The organism is Shewanella sp. LC6 (assembly GCF_006385735.2).
Taxonomy (GTDB): domain Bacteria; phylum Pseudomonadota; class Gammaproteobacteria; order Enterobacterales; family Shewanellaceae; genus Shewanella; species Shewanella xiamenensis.
Genome location: NZ_CP043903.1, coordinates 44,390 through 64,047 on the forward strand (window position 1 = coordinate 44,390; position 19,658 = coordinate 64,047).

The window sequence follows — 19,658 nt, forward strand, 5'->3', positions numbered from 1 at the left end:
CCTCTATCCTTTCATAGTCTGAAGAAGAGCAGTTAGCAACATCTGACTCACCAGTGATTTCTTTAACAAACGCTTCTCTTGGGTCTACCCAATAGCGCCAAGTGCTCCATCTAAATCTAATGAGCCAAAGCGAGTTAATTTAGGTGGTGGTGAAAGGCGCACCACCACGAAGTGGTGGCTTTAATCAAATCCTTCCTGCTGAGCTAAATATTGCTTCACGATTTCAAGTGGCGCACCTCCGCAACTAACCAGACAATAACTTCTGCTGTAAAAAACTGGCTTCCAGTAAAACTCACCCAAGTGTTCGGAAAACTCCTTTCGCACAAGTCTTGATGTAGCAGTTTTTAAACTGTTCACCATTTTACTTGGTTGCATCTTGGGATTAGCAGAAATTAAAAGGTGAAGGTGATCTGGCTCACCATTGCACTCCAAAAGCTCACAATCCCAAGATTTTAACAACCTTTTGTACTGAGATTCTAAGTACGCGGCAACCTCTGGCGTGATACAGCGATGACGATATTTAGTTACAAGAACTAAATGATAGTGAATATTATAAACGCTGTGATACAGCGTGTTTATGGCTTGTTTTTTCATAACAACTAAATATAATTAGTTGTTATGAAAAAAGCAATCCGTAAAGTTACATATAAAATGAAACCATCAGTTTCTCAAGAAGAATCGCTGATGGATTTGTTTGTCCACCATCACCAGTTGTACAACTGGGCTTTACGTGATCGCATCGAAACATATCGTGATTCTAATTACAGTCTTAACTTTCACGAACAGTGCAAAATCAACACTCTGTGGCGTAATAATCGTAAAGCGCATGGCATTTTCAATGCTAATGCTCAGAGTGAGCAAGTCACATTAAAACGTGTTGCACTGGCTTTTGACGGTTTTTTTAGACGGCTCAAAAAAGGTGATAAGAAAGCTGGATTCCCACGTTTTAAACCATTTCAACGCTTTAAAGGTTGGGGCTACAAGGCTCATGGTGATGGTTGGAAGCTCAACCTGAAAGAAAAAAAGCATGGTGCTGTTTATTTGGCTGATGTTGGTATCGTTAAGATCCGAGGTAAAGCTAGAAACACAGGAGGCAAGCCGAAAACTGCCGAAATCATCCGAAAGAATGGTGAGTGGTTCATTTCAGTTTCAATGGAGTATGACACCATTGAGAGAAACTGTGGCACTAAAGCTGTTGGCTTGGATTGGGGTGTTTCTCATTACTTTTCGACTATCGATCAGGATGGTAATTTTGAGCAAGTCGAAAACCCCCGTTACCTCAGAAACAGCAAAGAGCGATTAACCTCTTTACAACGTGACCTCGCGTTAGCGAAAAAAGGCACTCGCACCCAGCGAAAATTAAAGCATCAAATTGCCAAACTCCACCAGAAAATCGCCCGTCAAAGACTCGATTTTACTCATAAAGAAACTGCAAAATTAGTTGAAGTGGCGGCATTGATCGCCACCGAAAAACTCACCGTTAAGAACATGACTCGCAGTGCCAAAGGTACTGTCGAGAAAAACGGAAAAATGGTGAAACAAAAGGCTGGTCTGAATCGGGAAATTCTGAACACCGCGCCAGCCATGACTCTTAATTTGCTGCGATACAAAGCGGAAGAAGCTAGTAGCGAATTTGTTGAAGTACCAACAAAGCAAGTTAAGCCAAGTCAAACCTGTCCAGACTGCGGAGCTAAGAAGAAGAAATCCTTAGCAGACCGCTGGCACTCATGCGAATGTGGTTGTGAGAAGCCCCGTGATGTAGCCAGTGCGCAAGTTAACTTAAACTGGGCGTTAGGTATTCAGGCTGGGAACCAGCCTAAAAAGGTAGCTTAGGCTTTCTTTTTGAAACTCCTTCAAAACGCGCAGCGTTTAGTGGGAGTTGTTCATTGATTGAGTTTCCATCTATTTTTCCTCATTGGGTTAGTTACTGTGAATAGGCTACCAATGATTGAATTTCTGGCAAATTTCAGAGCTGGTGGATTAGACTTTTGGGAAAATATAAGCGCGTTCTATCTCGAAGCAGTATAGCGCTACTTTGTTAGCGCCGTACTCAGAATTAAAATTGGCCGTGGTTTCAAAATACCTGACGCGTGATGTCCCTATCTGTGTATAAAAGTAATCGGCGGTTTGAGAGCGGTCATCGATGTACCCGCTCAGCAAACTAAACTCACGATGAACACCACCAAAAGCCTTCACGAAGGGATAGAACAATCTTGAGCGACTGCCATCATCAAAATCAGACTGATAGCCGAGCTGTTTACCAACGGGTTTAGTCTCAGAGCAATCCAATTGGGTAAAAGATTTTTTCAGATCTATTCCACCGTCTGCGGCATAGGCACTGAGTGAACTCGCAAGAGCTACTGCACACAAAAATCTCACTTTCATTATAGGCTTCCTTTTATCCACAGATTTTGTGAATAACGCTTGGATATGCTTAATACAACATTTGCTTTCCTCTGTTTCATCAGCAATTTAACACAAAATCCCCCGATAGAACCAAATCTATCAGGGGGCTAAATTACATCTTAGGCAGCTGCTTAGGTGCCTTGATGAAACAGAATATAGGCTGCGCCATTATCAATGGCCTCTCGGACCGCCCCCCTGATTTCTTGCGGCACATCTTCGATTGATACATCACAATCTTCATCGGTAATGCAGCAGGTATTCACAACAAACTCCCAAATGCCGCAGTTATCCGCGTCATGGTTCTTGCGATGCGTATACGTCGCGTTGTCTTCAATCCATGCCCAGACAGGCGTTTGATCTGGCGTATCGTATTCAACGTATTCAGCCACATTGATGTCAGCAATATTCAGTATATCCACTACCCTTCCCTCTCAGAATTATTGAGCCATTTGACTCATGCTCATTAACTCATATCGGGAAATTCACGCAAAAATTTGGGGTTCCCAGGCTCGATACTGCTTACTCTGTTAACCTATCACTTAAATATTTCTGGTCATCAAATATGACTGTAAATTACGCACAAAAAAACCGCTCCAATGGGAGCTGTCTTTGAAGCGCTGGGTTATTTTCGTAATCGTCTAGCTAAGGCGAGGAAAACGAGACTGATATACCCTAATGACCCGCCACCACTAGATGATTCCGGCTCTGGTGTTGTTGGGGTGGTTGGAGTAGTCGAGGTAGTCGGCGGAGTCACCACAGGTAGTACATCGTCATTGTTGATAGTGATCGCCATCGTACTGCCCGTCACCTTCAATAGTCTTGGGGTAACAAGTTCCGCCACTAAACTACTGTTTTCAGCGGTTGAGGCATTGTCTATGATGCTTACTACAACAGATTTAGTGCTTTCACCGGCGGCAAACTTCACATCAATAAAATCTGAATCCAGCAGTGTTACCGCGTTATCAATGAACACTTTCACCGACGCTGACTTTGATAAATCGCCGTTACGAGACACAACAAAACTCAGGCTTTCATCGCCACAAACACTACCATTTACAATCACTTCAGGGGATGAATAATACAGTTTGGTGTCCGGAGATGATTGCCAAGTCATTACCGTATAACCGCCATCACAAGGGGAATCAGTAGCACGTTTAAATTTAGCGATATTATCGGTATTGCGGTGCGCTAGGTCATGATCGGCCAAGTACACATGCCCTATTTCATGCACAACGGTGTTCGGGCAGGTATTTACACCATGGGACGTAAGCTGTGCAGCGTTAAATCCAGCTGAGCCACAGAGTGTTTTTTCGAAATCACTGTATTCAGGCTCGGCTAAACGACCATAAATTTCAATGTCTGGGCTGTAATCTAACAGCATCTTGGTATCTTCTGGCAGAGTCTCAATACCCATTCGCCCACTTAAATAAAATGGTAAATAGTTCCACGACAGATTTAACATCCCTTCAGCGCCATAATAATACTTAGTCCACTTTTCACCTTGGTAGGTGTAGCTAGATGAACGATTGTTATAGGCATCGAAGCTGTTTGGCACTTCATCCAAACCCACAGCGAGTAATTCTTGGTATTTTTCTTCCCCGCCATATAAAGCCACTTCGAAATCTCGATAGCCAGCAAACGTCGGCTCTTCAAATGCTACCAGTTTGAGCTGTGCAGGAGTATTTTGAGCTAACACCCTATTTGTTGTAGCTATTTCTTCTCTGATTGCTTTAAATGCCTGCCCCTTCGATGGCATTTGCTCCATCCAACGAGGGTGATAAAAGAAAATCACATCTGCTACGGTCTTGGAGAGATCAACAGGTACAGTGGTGCAATCCTGAACCAGTGTTTGAGAGTATTTATCACGAGGATATGGCTTGCAGTTAATCTCTGCGTTCTCAGCATCAGCGTTTATATTGATGTTAGCCGCTGACAACGCTACCGCCTTTGCAATAATCGAAGGAGAACCCCCTGCTTGCTTGAGCTTTGTCTCTATAGACCTATCCAATGGAATAGAGTCAGCGGGTCTGTCCAACAACATCGGTAACTCACTTGCGTGGATTGGGCCAGCAAGAGAGACTGTGATGGCCAATGATAACATCTTGTATTTCAGAGAAACATCCTTATATAGCACTATAGAATAATTTAAGATTAATGTTTGCGGATAACATCGATTTCTTTCAAGCAAGCATAAATTCGCTTTCCTTTCTCCCGAAGCCATTAAACCCATATTCGAAAACCTTTTGGCTCCGACTTATTGGGATCGGCCAGTTAAAGGCACGGCGCCGCAGGCTTTATGAGCCCCTGTGGACAGAACAAAAGCCACCCGAAGGCGGCTAGTTCAACAAACCCTAAAGGTTAACGGTGGTAGTTATAAGCCTGTTGCTGAGTATTTTGTTGGTGACCGCCCTGTGGTTGCGCCTGATAACCGCCTTGCTGCGGTGCATTTTGCTGGTATCCATGCAGCAGCGGTGCGTTTTGCTGGTAACCTTGCTGCTGTGGTGCGTTTTGCTGATAACCAGAGCTTTGGCCTGCATTATCCTTTGGTGAACCACCTAAAAGCTGTACTTGACCATCAAAGTCCACGACAACTTCTGTTGTGTAGCGTTCTTGGCCATTGGCATCTTTATATTTGCGAGTCTTTTGCTTGCCTTCGATGTAGACCTGACGGCCTTTTCCACCGTATTGATTGATAATCTCAGCCAGCTTGCCCCAAACAACAATCTTGTGCCAATCGGTCACCTCTTGCTGAACACCCTGTTGGTCTTTCCAAGTGTCACTCGTGGCCACACTGAAATTTGCTACGCTTGTACCGCTAGGAAGTGTCTTAAAATCAATTTCCTGACCGATATTGCCAACAATGATAACTTTATTAACTGAACCCATTTTGCTCTCTCCAAAGAAGTAATTAACGAGCACATTAAAACACAAACTCATAATCACACAAATTTTGTATATTTAAATATTTATTGCCACCAGTTCCACACAAAACGGTGATACCGCCCTACCTACTCGCTTAGAAATCGCTTTCATTAGCAGAGTAATCTGCACGTATGCGGCAATTAGCTTGCTACGACTCGGATCTTCTAGTCGTATCCAGAGAGAATGAAATGGGTCGTTTACGATGTTGCTTTGACAACCGTTAGCCAGCTGTAACAGATAACCCTGTACATCCAGCCCCGAACCGGACTGCAATGATGAATACGATTTCACAGTTAATGGCTGACGATCACCGGCATGGATACACAAGCGGAAATCCTGATTGTCGTGAGTAAACCCTGCATCGGCACCATAAAAACTAATTGCTTTTCCAATGGGGTCGAGATTACCGCTCGATAACTCTGAATAGACAGCCTGAACAAACAACGTCTTTTGAGCGGGAGTAATATCCGGCGTTGGCTGCTCGCATACTCTGGCGCCGTGATTAATTAACGTGTCAAACAATGAAAGCAGACCTTGTAAGGCGTTAACTTCGTTATTGGGCCAAACGGAAGACAGTAAATCGGTTAACTGGCTAGAACTGGATACTTTCATGAATGCCTCGCAATCGGGGAAAGATGGCCCGATATTGGCCTCTGAATCAATTCACGCAAATTTGCGCTCCCCTCCCTGCCACGATTTACTTCAAAATTCCAATAAATAAACCGTGTGAGCCCGAGATTTTACTCGTCTACTCATAGATTTTTCTCGTCATCTTTAGAGTGTCATTCACAGTTGGGTTGTCAAAATCAATGCTGATACACAAATATTTATATCGAAATCTATGTAAACCATTAAAAACCCTTTTAAAACAATACCTAACGATTTTTTTTAGACTTCATTTTGCCTTTAAATAATCTGATTCAAAAATTTAACATATTTGTGCAAAAAAAATACAGATTTTTACTTGCAAGATCCCGTTGTTCACCGCCCACACTTAACTCTTATATAACAATAACTTACATTTACAGAGTTAATTTTGATCACAATTTAAGACGAGTAAACTATTTGGATTACACGAATAAAATATAGGTATATGACGAGTAAAATATTGTGTGAACACGAAAAAAATATGGAGATACACGAAGAAAAGATAGGGATTGAAATTTAATAGTTGGGTCAACACGAAAAAAATATGGAGGGAATACGAAAAAAATATGGAATGAGAAAATGGCGAACGCTATATTGATGCATAGGGAGGATGCCATGACAGATAAAGCAAACAACAAACAGGTACTACAGGGTTCAGATGGGGTAACTACAACATCGAAGAAAGTCAAAACTGACAAATTCGATGTACATCCAGAAGCGCAATTACCGCAGACGTATAAGAAAAACCACAACTTAATCTACAGTCGTATATCGATGACGACCCATGAGCAAAATCTACTTGCCCTATTTCTGATCCAGATGCAAAAGACAGAGTGGAAAGAAGAAACCCAGCTCGAAATTTCTATCCCCGCCTCTAGGTTGGCTGATTGGCTTCAAGTTGAATCCAAAAGCCTTGCGGCAACAATTAAACCTGTCGCTCTTAGGCTTCAGAAACGAACGGTTTTAGCAGAGCATCCGACGACTCATGAATTTGAATCATCCGTCCTTTTCCCGACAGTGAAATATGCACGTGGAAAGTTAACAATGGTACCAAATTATGACTTGAGAGACTTTTTTCACGACGCGTCAAAAGGATACGCTTCCGTTAACGTGGCTAGATTCCTACGACTGAGGGGAAAATACTCTAAACCAATGTATGACCTATTATCGAGGTTCAAAACCCCTGAGAAGCAGTTGTATAAGACAGACGTTATGACTCTCAAAGGTATTTTCGGGTTAGTTGACGACAAAGATAACTATCTGCCAGGCAAGAAAACCATGAAGGACACATCGGTATTCGTCAATCAGGCGCTGGTAAAGTCGATTGAAGAAATAGAGGAGGCTTGTAGTGACGAGGTAATGTTTTTCAACACAGATCCTTCTGGTAAAAAACGTCATGGCATCATTGAAAACAAAACAGGCAACAAAATTACCAGCATTGAGTTCGAGTACCTTTGGATAGATCAATTCATCAAATTGCATCCAATGGATCTTGAAGCAGCAGCGGAAGTCGCAATGAATGCAGAGAATCGTCTGCGTATGAAAAAAGAAACGCTTACTCAAGAAGAGACTGAGCAGCTGGCCGTAGCTTACTACGTTCTCTCATCACACTATGAGAAATACAGACCGCGCTGTAGAGAATTATTTTACGACATTTACAAACACTACCGAAAAATATCGATTGAGAAAGCAGAAAACGAATCTGAACAAACTGAACGACCAAAACTGAAGAGTTCTGCACTCGATAAGTTAGATTTCTTGTTAAACGTCAATACCTGATCCCCCTCCCCTCCATATCAAACCTTTGGTCTTTCTCAATAGTTTACTCAAATACGAGTAAACTATTGGGTTAGTGCACGAAAAAAATATTGAGTTGGTCACGAATAAAATATAGACATGGGTACGAGTAAACTACAGGTTTAGGAGCGAATGAACTACAGATAAAGGAACGAGTAAACTAATGGTTATAGATGCGAGTAAACTATCGACATGTGAACGAGTAAACTATTGATATAGAGGCGAGTGAACTACAGACATATAGACGAGTAAACTACAGACATATAGACGAGTAAACTATTGATATAGAAGCGAGTGAACTACAGATACTTGAACGAGTAAACTATTGATATAGAAGCGAGTGAACTACAGATACTTGAACGAGTAAACTATTGATATAGAAGCGAGTGAACTACAGACATATAGACGAGTAAACTATTGGTATCGAAGCGAATGAACTACGGACATATAGACGAGTAAACTATTGATATAGTAGCGAGTGAACTACCGACATATGAACGAGTAAACTATTGGTCTATTTTTGGGTTATTTTAAAATTGGATGCGACAACGAACTGATTTTTCATAAATACGAGTAAAGTACAGTCTTTCACACGAATAAACTCTAGGGGTCACACGAATAAAACACATGAGAAAGTATAAAATTCAATCAATACAGGCGCATCTACTCTGTGTTTAGGGCAATAAACAACCAAAACTCTTTACTGTGGATAACTACACGAGTAATACTTATGGGTAACACGAGTAAAATCAGTGTATTAAACGAGTAAACTTTTGATCTGTCACGAGTTAGATCTTGGCATAAAGCGAGTGAGATCTGGGAACCTGACGAGTAAGATCTAGGTGTAAAGCGAAAAAACTATTTGAAAAACACGCATAACATATTGATTCAAAATAAAAAACTCTACCCTATAGATCTTTATATCTTTAATAGATCTTAATAAAAAGATCATATCTTTTTATATTCCCAAGCAGATAGATCTTGTTTTTGATCCTTTTAAGATCAAAAGAAGAAACAGGATTCTATTCGATTCTAGTTCAACTTCCCGAATGCTCCATAGCAAACAAGTAAACCTACAACCTACAGTCTTCACCTATAAAGCATCATTGCCCTTTCATGATATGAAGCTGAGTGTATATCTAATATCATCAGACACTAACATCCAGGTGAGGAAATTAGCACACCATTAAATAGGTGCGGATTTTAATGTACCAAATATTGAAATCCACACCTTTTAGCTGTAATCTTATACGCAATTGATAAATGGAGTTAAATTGCTATGAATGAACACTTCAAAGCTCGTATGAGAACGACTGCTGACAGGGCACGAAAAATGCTTAACACCATGTCTGACTCTATTACACAGCACAAAATCGAATTTGGTTTAGATACATTTCACCAGCGTTACTCAAAAGGCGCATTAGCTAACCTGAGAGGCCTCACTCGTAAGATCGTAGAAAAATCGATTAATGAGATGGAAGCTACTGGTTACCAGTTCGATAAGAAGCTAAACGGTAGCGTTGAAGTTTATGATCTAACGGTTGAGCAAGTAGTCGATATTTACAAGCATCGTGGACATAAAGCATTGCGTGAGAAATTTGAACGCGGCTATGTAGTATTCCTTTGTAACCTCAAAGGCGGTGTAAGTAAGACTGTATCAACCGTAAATATTGCCCAAGCGTTACGTTGCCATTCTGAAATGCTTCAGCATGATTTAAAAGTGTTAGTACTGGACATTGATCCTCAAAGCTCAGCCAGTATGTTCATGAGCCATAAAAACTCCATTGGTACAATTGATAACACTGTCGTTCAAGCCGTATTTCAAGACTTAACTCGTGAAGAGCTGTTAGACGAGTTTGTCATACCTACTCAAGTGCCTGGTGTTGACATCATACCGTCAAGCATTGCAGATGCTTTTATAGCATCTCAATGGGAAGCTCTATGCGCTCAGCGTTTTGGTTCGGAAATTAATCCGTTTGAGGCGTTATCTCGCAACGTCTGTGAAAAGCTAATCAACGATTACGACTTTATCTTTATCGACTGCGGCCCACACTTAGACTCACTTTTAAAAAGTGCATTGTGTGCAGCTGACGTTTTAGTGACTCCACTTCCGCCCTCAACCGTTGATTTACATTCAACATTGCAATACGTGACTCGTATTCCAGAAATGCTGGATCATTTAGAAGCAGAAGGCGCAACAACGAATTTGAAAGGCCATTTGGCTTTTATGTCTAAGTATTCGCAGAGCGAGCAAGATATTAATAGCTCAATGATTGCCAACGCTGTATTTGCTGAAGACATGATGATGGCTAGTATTCCTGAATTATCTGCCTTTAAGCGCTGTGCAGAAACATTTGATACCGTTGTGTCAGTACATCCTGGAAGCTACACAGGGGACTCAAAAGCTCTTAAAAAAGCAAGAGAGTCGCTAGACCAATTTACTTTGGCGCTATTCCAACACATTTCAAGAATTAGAGGTTCAGAATATGGTATCTAATGCTAAAGAAGCGCGTAAGCGCGTTCCATTTGGCAGAGCCTTAGTTGACTCTGCTGGTTTAAATAGTCAATTACATCCAGAAACTACTGAGTCTGCATTTGTTGCTAATACTGATGTACTGAACGACTCTGCTACTTCAATTAAAATTAAATTGTCCAGTGGGCGTACTCTTACATTCACTCGTAAGCACTTAACGGCGGAAGAACTCAAAACAAAGTCTTTCGTACACCCATTTAACCCGCGTCCAGCCGGTGATGTAAAACCAAATTCATTACTGCGGATCCGTAAAACTATTGCAAAGGTGCAATTTTCTGATGCGTTGGCAACACGGGATTCAACTGGTTATCACTTGTTTGATGGTCAGCGCCGACGTATGGCAGCAATCTTAGAGAATGCTGGATTAAATGTGCTGTATACCGATTTTGTACTAACAGAAGAAGAAGTTCACGAAATCGTTAAATACGTCCAAACCTCTGAAAAGTATAGTTATCGAGATGCGGGTTTTCAGATGAAAAAGGCACTCGCGAAAAACGAGCTCGAGATTGCCAACAACAAAACAGTTAAGTTATCTCTGAGAGAGCTAGCTGCTCAATTCGACGTATCTTATTCGTATGTAACGAGAGCACTTAAAGCCGCAGAAATTCCAGATGAAATTATTGAGTTGTTCCCCTGTCCTTCTGCTTTAAGTTCAACACAAATTATGGCTCTTTATGACATTACTCAAAAGCATCAACTTTCAGCTTTATTGAGCGAGCAGTTACTTGAGAAAATTGAAAAAATTTGCATCGATGCAAATGAAGGCGAAACATCGGTAGCGGGACTATTTGATGTCGATGGCCAGAAAAACAGTCAGATACTGAAGGTGTTCGAAGACTTTGATAAACAATCAAAACCCAAAAAGCTGGCAAATGATAAAATTGCCGAGGGTGACGACCGCAATCGTTGGGCTAAATTATCGACCCAAAATCGAAAGACCAAGGTCGAAGTAACAAGATTGTCGGAGCAAGAGATTGAGAAGCTAAAACAATTCTTAATTGATTTAGTAGAAGCAAAAAACCAGTAGTAAAAGAAACTGACAGGCCGACCGCCAAGCCTGACCTGTCATGCACTAACAAACATACTTATTCGGAGTATTTATGTCAGCAGAAGTGATGTTAACACTAGCCACGGCCTTAAACAACGCGATTACCAATAAACTACCATTCAGACTTCCTGCAATGAAGTTCTATGAACTGGAAGAACTAAATCGTTGTAGCGCGAAAATGAGACAAACAGCCAATTAAGAAAGTAAAGCCAGCAGAGATGCTGGTTTTTTTATGGAGTGATTCGGTGGAATCAAGCGTTAAATTCTGAGTTTTTTAGCATAAAAACAATAATTTAACGAGGTTATAGCTTGGTGCTGCTTTTAGATGGAACGAAAATATCTGCACCAAGCATTTTTAATGGTAAAATGTTGAAGATAAAGAAAATTTTCGATTATTAAGCCCGTGATTCCACCGAATCAAGCACAGATTAATACTGTCTAGCGCTTACATACTTTACAGGAACTTACTTCAAATGATTGCGCTGTAATGGGTGATGTACCCTATGTGGATTATTGAGATGAGAGTTTGTTATTCAATTCCGTAAATTATGGTGTGTTATTGTTGGTATCCTCTCCGCCTTTTAGGGCGGGCATTCCTACCGCTAGACGATTATACCCGACAGTAAGCATGTTCTTGGCTGTTTCGGACTACTTGCGGGGATTTCCCTACAGCACGAACAAGTTTGGGTTGTGTAACTTTCGTTGACCTCTTCAAAAACAACACCTGCGTGAGCGCATTTGTATTCCATCATTGTTTTCAACATCCACCTGCCTGCATCCAACGCTGATTTGGCCAGCTTGGTTTTGAACATCGAAAGGGAATTGACGTTACCAACGAAGATGACCGCATTGCTATCGACTAGCTTCCGATTTTATTTGTGTAATTCGTTCTTTCGACGTTTGCGGATTTTGGGGTGAATTGCTTTGACACCCTAGTTTGGGTGAATCAAAAAACTAATTTTTCCCATTTCATAGACTTGAATCTTCTCGACTGAGTTAGCATCATGTGCGCTTTGCACTAATCGGCAAAGTTTAGAAATAGACTTTACATTGTGTGTAGCAATATTGTGTTGGAATCGTCTCAATTCACCCAATGTACATGCACGGTAAGCTCTCTCGATAATTTTGTTCTTTTCCAGAAGACGCTTTTTTTCCGGGGATACTAATTCCAAAAGTTGCAAAATTTTGCTTATTTTATCGCGCAAATGTTCGATAGCATCAATTTCAGTCTCTACACCATATTTTTTCCACACGGGTTCGTGATGGGAAACCCTGTTTCGGAATTCTCTTACGGTTTTGACTAGATCTTTTGTATTGATTAGCAGCTCTTTGGTCTTAGTTGTGTTCCATTCTCCTTTGAAAACGGTACCCAGGTGAGTTGGCCAAATCAAACCTGGCCCCATGAACTCTTTACTAAGAATGTACTCCCATGTGGAAAATTCAGTTTTTGCTATTATCTCTTGATGCATCGGAGTTGGATTGGCAATGTTATAACGTTTCTTTTTGTCTTGTTGAACTTGCTTTGTAGCCTTAGAGAAGTTTTTTCTGATAGCTTCGACTTCAAATGGAGGATTCTTATCAGGCTGTTCTGGGGCGAAACTTTTAAAATGGAGTTTGTTCTTCTTCCACCAAAAGTAACCTAAATCCGAAGAAGTTAGTGCAGAGTCAATTGCGTTGCGTAGCGCCACTTCTGTGGCACTAAGCAAAGGGTATATAGCAGAACAAACGTGGGTGTTCCATAAGTAAGCCCCGAGCAATTCAATATCGCTTTGAGTTTTAAACGTGACCTTATAACTTCTTAGACGTTCTTCTGTAATAAAATCTTCTATAATTTCCTTATAGCTAATTGTATGTGGCATTTATCGTTGCTCTCGAACTTCGTTGTTGACGTCGGCGTCAGTATTAAATATAATTTTTGTCAGGTTGACGTCTGGCTCTAAGGATTATATCCAAGACCTTGCGTAAAGACCTAAAGAATTTGCCCCAGCCTTGAGCTGGGGTTTTCAATTTCAGGAAGCCTAAAAATCTTTTCAAGTCTACAATGTTGGATTTAATCTATATATCTGCACCAGCTGAAACTGTGAATAAGTTACTGATAATAAATTGTATTTTTCACTTTTAAACCTCTGATTCCACCGAATCAAGCCTGAGTTTTCTGCCCAGCCCAGGTATAGTGTTAAGCTCTGACGGATTTCGTTCCGCCCAGTCCCGCATTATTTCAATCAATGCTGGATTGTTTTGCTTAAACGCTGCTGCATAAGCCTCCCCTTTTAGCACAAACCCGTTTGCACCGGCATTTAGTATCGCCTTAGCAATCTCAGGCTGATTTGATGTAATTGCCGCACGCAGCAAAAGACCATCTTTGAAGTTCAATAGATTACCGGTGAGCCCTGCTGAGATGTACTTGGCCACCAAGTGAGGTTTTTTGTCGTAAATAGCCTTAAGTGCTTTGAGTTGCAGATTCATATTCCTTCACCACCCTATCGAGTTGCAGCCAGAGAAGATTTGCGTCTTGCCAATTTGATAACAGACTTACCTTGTTCGGTGTAGCCTCGGTACTCGTTTTTCTTAATGCTATTTTTCATATTATCAAGAATGATTGGCAGATCTTGCTCAGCGATAGCCCAATCATCATCGTGAAGCTCAAACACTTCACAAATTGCACAATCACCCGTTTCAACGGTAATGAGTGGGAATAGACGCTCTGCATACTCGGTTTCATTCAAATGTGGCTTAATCACTTTTAAGTAAAACACAGCTTGCAAATCGTAACGTAAGTCTGCGAACTGGTAGGCCGCTAACGCTGGGTTAGCACTGCGCGTGGTTTTCAAATCGCAAGGAACAATAAAATTTTTAACGGCTGTTAACCAATCCACTTTGCACTTAAGCATCAATCCGGTCTCAGGATCTCTTGTAAAGAATGCGACTTCCGCCATACCGTTTTTACGATTTAAAAATTTGTTCGCGTGAGCGTTGCGTTCAATGGCTTGATTGAGTCCTATAACGCTATCAAACATCTCCTTTGACACTGGCAGCTTAAGCGCCTTCATCGCGATATGTTGATTATCCTGAAGTAATTTAATGATTGCTGCACAGGTCACCGCTGACTGTAGTTCTGTATCACATAACGCAAAACACTCGTCACCAATGTTCGCTTTGATCCACTCCAATTGACGTGACTCAAACGGTTTTTGCGGAGCGTTGGCTTGCTCAAGGCGTTTGATTAATTCAGCAATGGTGCCGCTGGTTGTTAGTTTGTTGGCTGTGCAGGCATCTTTAAGCTCGGTTAATGACTTTGGATCATCTGGGAATTGCTCTGAGTCGAGCAGGGCAAATCTGCGAGCATTAAATACATCGGCTCCCTCTAGTGTTAATTCGTGGCTTAGAACACCGGACTCGCGGGATTTGGCGCTGAACTGTTTACCTTTACCGTTGATATACGCTTGTTCGTATTTCATTGGGCTATCTGCATAGCACTTAACCTGACTTGAGCTAATGGCATCTAATGAGTGATACACATCGTTTGGAATGTCTGAGTAAACACCTTCGATAAGTTCACCGGTGTCAGATAAGAATTGTGGTTTGCCGTCCACATAACCAGGCTTGACTAAATGCGTCAGGCTTGCAGGGATGATGCTTGAGGTTTGCTGGCAGGTGATGGTAACCATGCTCACGCTGGCAGGGTCAAAAAATGCGTTCATAGCAGAATTTAACGCATCTAAATCAAAATCAAATGAACTCATGATACTCACTCCAAAAATCTAACTCTTCAATTGAAACCATCATTACACGGCTTCCTATTGAGGCAAATTTCTAGAAATGGAGCAAAAAAATGCCCGCAAGAGCGGGCTATTGGAGTGAGCTTTTAGCTATTAGCTATAAGTTCTAGTTGTTTTAATAATGACTGCATCATACCAATCAAATTTTAATGCACAAGAAATTCACGAAAAATGACTTGAAAATTGACTTGTGGCGGCAAAACTGCTGAAATATGCAACACACTTTTTAAGTTGTAAGTGCTATGAGTATCAAAAGAAAGGTAACCAAAATTGCGTTAGCAGTATCGCTTGGTTTGTGTCATCCGCTGGCTATGGCCAACAGTGGCTTAGATGCTTTGTTAGAGGCAAACAAATCAGCTAAGCAGGCACAAACACAGCCAGAGAAAATGCCGGAAAGTGAGGGTAAGGAGCTTATCAAGAATGCTTTCTCGATGTTAAACGACATCGTATGGTCTCAAGCGCTTCCCGTGAAAGGTATGGTGATGATGGTGTCTCGAGATGGTACTCAAGTGCTCGCCTCCACGGATGGCAGGATTCTCGTTAAAGGCGGCGAGGTATTCGATGGCTGGAACCGTTCACCTATAGCAACTGAAGCCAACGCAAAGGCGGCATGGCTTGCCAAGATTGATAAGGTCTTAGGGGTTTCTGTTAAGGATATGGCTGCATATTACATTGGTGATTTAGCAAAAACAGAGCCCGATCTAGTTGTATTTGTGGACCCTTTATCGAAGTTAAACGCAGACCTATTCAATAAGCTCCTTTCGATTAAAGGTAAGCAAATCGCGTTACTGCTTACCCCATTAGTGAATGGTAAAGAGGCTGCGATTAGAGCGAGGGAGCTGTGGTGCGCCAAAGACCAAAGTGAATCCCTACGTTTGCTAGTTAACAGTGATTTCACCACAGCCCCGGAAACCCTCGAAAACTGCGACATTAAAAAGCTATCCACCACGATTGGGGTTACTCAATTTCTACAGATCCGTCGTTTACCCTATTTCGTTAACGGACACGGACTGCACAACGTCGGATTACCCGATTCATTAACTGATTTCATTTCCCAAACGGAGAAATAATGATTACTCGAGCATTAAAATTAGGCATGGTCGCTGTTAGTTTGGCAACTATTTTTGGATGTCAATCGATGTTCGAAACGGGTGAGGAGCCTACGGTTTGTGTAAACACTCACAACAGCGGATTACCCTGTACCACCACTCGAGAAATTCTGAAACTGGCTGATACACCTGGCGGCATTGAGGCAGAAAAAGCGCGGCGAGCAGCTGAAAGCGATGAAGATTGCCCAGACTGTAAAGTACCTAAGAAGTCAGTGGCTAACTCCGGCGCCATGGCCGGCTATGGCTTGGACGCTAACGGCCAACCAATCACCCTGAATGAAGTCAGTAATGCTTACATGTTTACGGCTGATAACAACCGTGCATTACCCGCTCCAGAGCCTATCGCTGTTCGGCAGGCGCCCAAAATGCTTCGTGTTGCATTTGCTCCATGGCAAGACGACAAAGGCCGTTTACAGAACGTCGGTTATGTCTATACCGAAATTGAAACCCGTAAATACACCTATGGCCGTGAAGCATTCAACATGCCTGCTCAAATCACTCCGCTTTATATTCGTCAGCAATCCATTGAAGAAGAGCGAAGGGGTAACCCAAGCGAAATTAACGGAGTTGGCATTAAGACAGGTAAACCTGGGCGTAATAATTTCAATGCTGATCTAGAGGCGGCAAAGGCCACTTTGGATCAAGCGCCAAAAGCTGTTCAAGAAGCGTTACGCGCTAACGGCAATTAACACGGGTGCGAAATGACAACTGTAAATAACTGGAAAAATAGTCTAGGCATTGAGAAATATTCCTCAATTATCCCAATCTTAGATGAATTTGTGAGTGAGGAAGGGGAACATCTTGGTTACATCTTAGAAGGGGGTTACCTTGGCGTAACGTGGCTATGCCCACCGTCAGGTGGTTATGGTGCGAGTACGATTTCCACGCTGGATTCGATTTTCAAAAAAGTCTATCCAGAAGGGACTGTGCTGCAATTCTCGCTAGTGGCTTCAGACGACTTAGTAACAGTGTTAGACAATTACCGACATTGCCGTGGCAAGCGTAATCGGTTCGATACGGTCATTGATAATGACAATATGACCGAATACATGGTTGATTATTATAAAGCGCTTGCTGATACCTCAATCCCTTCGCGAGATATGGAAGGTGTACCGCTTCGCAACTTCGAGGTTTGGGCGTCAATCAAGGTGCCTATCAAGAAAGCCATGCCGTCTACAGAGGAAGTCGAAGATTTTGTCGATATGGCTAACAACCATGAAGCGTCATTACAACAAATCTTTGGTGTAGCGACCAAAATGCAACCGGAGATCCTAATTAACCGATTGCAGATGATCCACAACCCATCCCCGAATGCAGTTTGGCGCCGTGGAATTAAAGTAGATGGTAGACAAGGCTGTTACCGTTCTTCTCAGCCCATCCGTGCGCAGTTGCTTGAACCTGGTACTGAGGTCAAAGTCGATGGTTCTGATTACATGGCGATTAAAGCGGAAGATGGTTCTAAACGATTTATTCAAAGTGTGAGCATTAAAGAGTTCCCAGATTCAATTTACCAAGGCACGTTACATTTAATGACTGGCGATTGGTTGAAAGGGGATGATGGCGCTATTCCCGGCAATTTCATGATCAACCTCGTGGTTGAAATGAGCCCTAAGAAAGTAGCTAAGGATTACTCCAAGCGCCGCCTAATGGCCAAACAGATAGGTGAAGGCCCGTGGGCTCGTTGGATTTCGTCTTTGAAATACGGCCTGCAAGATTTTGAATACTACGAGCATTATCTAGAGCGCGAAAAGGCTCAGCATTGCCGCTTTCATTTAAACTTTCAAATGTGGGGACCGACTTTAAAGTCAGTTAAGAACAGCACTAAAAAACTAATCACGCGCATGGAAGGCTTTAGTTGGTCAGCTGGCGTGGATAGCTTGATTGGCCGTTTCACTTGGCTAAATGGTCTGCCAATGTGTACCTCAAGTGAAGTCAGTAGTTTCATTGAACGCTTTGACTTTCTCCCGAGTAACTTGGTCAAGTTCTTCGTTCCTATGGTGGCATCGTGGCCAGGGAACGCAGTGCGACATCCTGTGCTGACATACATTGCCCGTGATGGTCAGTTAATCACCTTTGACCCATTAAAGTCAGACTCCAATTACAACATCTTTATAACCGCAACCTCTGGCGCTGGGAAGTCGGTCTCTGCTAACTATTTGATTGAAGGTCTACTTTCAACCGGAGAAAACCGTTATCCAGATGCACTTGGTAATATCCACGGTGATCCTGATGGTGGTCGCGTGTTCATCATCGACTCAGGCCGCTCATACGTAAAAACAACAGAGTTGTACGCAGGACAGTTCGTTGAGGTTATGCCGGACAACCGATTTGCGTTTAACCTATGTCCTTTTAAGAGTATCGACGAATCTCAAAAAGATACTGATGAAGGCGTTGTAGATAGTGACGCTAACAACTATTTAGGCGCTCAAGGTGAAATGCTGTTGAACGTCCTGAAGTTGATGGCTTTCCCACTTGGAGACTGTAACAGCTATCAATACTCTGCAATGTCAGTATTGCTCATGCAACTGTGGAACGAGAAGGGTAGGGAAACCAGTATTGACGATTTCGCTGATGCTTGTGCAAAACATACCCGTGAAGAAGTGCGGCAAATCAGCGACCAATTGACCCCTTGGTGTTACTTACGCGGTGGCCAAAACAGTTGGATGTTCAACCCTAACAAGCCGCCCATTCAGTTTGAGAAGGATTTAGTGGTGTTAGAGCTTGACGGACTTAACGGTTCAGACCAGCTCAAAGCGGTGTGTATCATGCTGTGTATTCAACGTATTCAGCAGGAAATGTTTAGGCATGACCAACTTCATATTGTGAAAGCCTTTATTCTCGATGAAGCGTGGGAGTTCTTGAAGGAAAACAAGGGTGTAGATGAGCAGACCCGTCAGGTTCTTCAAACACTGGCAAAATTCCTCGAATCAGGTTGGCGTCGTTTCCGTAAGTACAACAGCTTGGGTGTGTGTATTTCCCAATCGATGAAGGATGCCAACGAGTCGCCTGCGGGTATCGCGATGGCCAGTAACTCGGCTCACTTATTCTACCTCATGCAAAACGGTGAGGAACTGGCCCGACTCAATAAAGAGGGTAAGTTCATTGAGCAGGATTACCTTTTACTGAGGAATATCAAGACGGTTAGGCCGTTTTTCAGTGAAGTTCTGTTATGCAGTGGCGGCACAAAATCTGTAGGCAGGCTATATCTGCCAAGGGCTAAAGCACTGACTTACTCTACCGCTCCAGACGAGAAAAAACAGATTGAAATCATGATGAAAGACAAGGGGGTCGATATGTTTACCGCTTGCCAGATGATTGCTGAAAGGGAAGGAAAAGATCTAGTCGGGACATGGCGACGTCGATTCGACGCCGAAAATGAATCTTAGGCCTGATGCTCGCAGGCCTCGCGAACGTAC

Annotated in this window: 16 protein-coding genes; 7 read left to right on the forward strand and 9 right to left on the reverse strand. The window is 42.3% G+C overall.

Annotation, left to right across the window (positions count from 1 at the left end):
- Window positions 1–180: 180 nt before the first annotated feature.
- Window positions 181–594, reverse strand: a complete 414-nt coding sequence (tnpA, locus tag FJD32_RS22705; protein ID WP_014610912.1) for an IS200/IS605 family transposase — start codon at window positions 592–594, stop codon at window positions 181–183.
- Window positions 595–618: 24 nt separating this feature from the next.
- Between tnpA and FJD32_RS22710 the strand changes: the two genes are divergently transcribed.
- Window positions 619–1,833: an RNA-guided endonuclease TnpB family protein gene (locus FJD32_RS22710; protein ID WP_014610911.1), complete on the forward strand. Its 1,215-nt coding sequence runs from the start codon at window positions 619–621 to the stop codon at window positions 1,831–1,833.
- Between the two features lie 147 nt (window positions 1,834–1,980).
- Here the strand turns inward: FJD32_RS22710 and FJD32_RS22715 are convergent, their stop codons facing one another.
- The 5 genes from FJD32_RS22715 to FJD32_RS22735 all read right to left on the reverse strand — a co-directional run bounded on the left by FJD32_RS22715 (window position 1,981) and on the right by FJD32_RS22735 (window position 5,940).
- Window positions 1,981–2,385, reverse strand: a complete 405-nt coding sequence (locus FJD32_RS22715) for a hypothetical protein (protein ID WP_240200026.1) — start codon at window positions 2,383–2,385, stop codon at window positions 1,981–1,983.
- A 152-nt stretch (window positions 2,386–2,537) separates the two neighbouring features.
- Complete coding sequence (locus tag FJD32_RS22720) at window positions 2,538–2,825, reverse strand: hypothetical protein (protein ID WP_011711568.1); 288 nt, start codon at window positions 2,823–2,825, stop codon at window positions 2,538–2,540.
- Between the two features lie 203 nt (window positions 2,826–3,028).
- Window positions 3,029–4,507: a hypothetical protein gene (locus tag FJD32_RS22725; RefSeq protein WP_240200027.1), complete on the reverse strand. Its 1,479-nt coding sequence runs from the start codon at window positions 4,505–4,507 to the stop codon at window positions 3,029–3,031.
- Window positions 4,508–4,764: 257 nt separating this feature from the next.
- The gene (locus FJD32_RS22730) at window positions 4,765–5,292 is read right to left on the reverse strand and encodes a single-stranded DNA-binding protein (RefSeq protein WP_011711566.1); all 528 of its coding nucleotides are present in this window, start codon (window positions 5,290–5,292) and stop codon (window positions 4,765–4,767) included.
- A 72-nt stretch (window positions 5,293–5,364) separates the two neighbouring features.
- Window positions 5,365–5,940, reverse strand: coding sequence for a hypothetical protein (locus tag FJD32_RS22735; protein ID WP_011711565.1), 576 nt, complete (start codon window positions 5,938–5,940; stop codon window positions 5,365–5,367).
- 651 nt (window positions 5,941–6,591) lie between these two features.
- On the opposite strand from FJD32_RS22735, the gene FJD32_RS22740 reads away from it, so the two are divergent.
- From FJD32_RS22740 to FJD32_RS22750, 3 genes are all read left to right on the forward strand, one after another.
- Window positions 6,592–7,755, forward strand: a complete 1,164-nt coding sequence (locus tag FJD32_RS22740; RefSeq protein WP_140906695.1) for a replication initiation protein — start codon at window positions 6,592–6,594, stop codon at window positions 7,753–7,755.
- A gap of 1,297 nt (window positions 7,756–9,052) precedes the next feature.
- Window positions 9,053–10,270, forward strand: a complete 1,218-nt coding sequence (locus FJD32_RS22745; protein WP_011711563.1) for an AAA family ATPase — start codon at window positions 9,053–9,055, stop codon at window positions 10,268–10,270.
- Window positions 10,260–11,333, forward strand: a complete 1,074-nt coding sequence (locus tag FJD32_RS22750; protein ID WP_037426883.1) for a hypothetical protein — start codon at window positions 10,260–10,262, stop codon at window positions 11,331–11,333. The genes FJD32_RS22745 and FJD32_RS22750 overlap by 11 nt, the downstream gene beginning before the upstream one ends.
- 953 nt (window positions 11,334–12,286) lie before the next feature.
- Here the strand turns inward: FJD32_RS22750 and FJD32_RS22760 are convergent.
- From FJD32_RS22760 to FJD32_RS22770, 3 genes are all read right to left on the reverse strand, one after another.
- Window positions 12,287–13,213 (reverse strand): Abi family protein, encoded by a 927-nt coding sequence (locus FJD32_RS22760; protein WP_140906694.1) that lies wholly within the window; start codon window positions 13,211–13,213, stop codon window positions 12,287–12,289.
- A 259-nt stretch (window positions 13,214–13,472) separates the two neighbouring features.
- A complete protein-coding gene (locus FJD32_RS22765; RefSeq protein ID WP_037426880.1) occupies window positions 13,473–13,820 on the reverse strand; it encodes a hypothetical protein in 348 nt (115 codons plus the stop codon).
- Between the two features lie 14 nt (window positions 13,821–13,834).
- Window positions 13,835–15,097, reverse strand: a complete 1,263-nt coding sequence (locus tag FJD32_RS22770; protein WP_140906693.1) for a PD-(D/E)XK nuclease-like domain-containing protein — start codon at window positions 15,095–15,097, stop codon at window positions 13,835–13,837.
- Window positions 15,098–15,375: 278 nt separating this feature from the next.
- Between FJD32_RS22770 and FJD32_RS22775 the strand changes: the two genes are divergently transcribed.
- The 3 genes from FJD32_RS22775 to FJD32_RS22785 are packed head-to-tail and all read left to right on the forward strand — an operon-like array spanning window position 15,376 to window position 19,628.
- On the forward strand, window positions 15,376–16,203 hold the full coding sequence (locus tag FJD32_RS22775) for a hypothetical protein (protein WP_140906692.1): 828 nt from the start codon (window positions 15,376–15,378) through the stop codon (window positions 16,201–16,203).
- A complete protein-coding gene (locus FJD32_RS22780) occupies window positions 16,203–16,931 on the forward strand; it encodes a TraV family lipoprotein (protein ID WP_140906691.1) in 729 nt (242 codons plus the stop codon). Before FJD32_RS22775 ends, FJD32_RS22780 begins: the two co-directional genes overlap by 1 nt.
- A 12-nt stretch (window positions 16,932–16,943) precedes the next feature.
- Entirely contained in the window at window positions 16,944–19,628 is a 2,685-nt protein-coding gene (locus tag FJD32_RS22785) for a TraC family protein (RefSeq protein WP_140906690.1), read from the forward strand.
- Window positions 19,629–19,658: the final 30 nt, after the last annotated feature.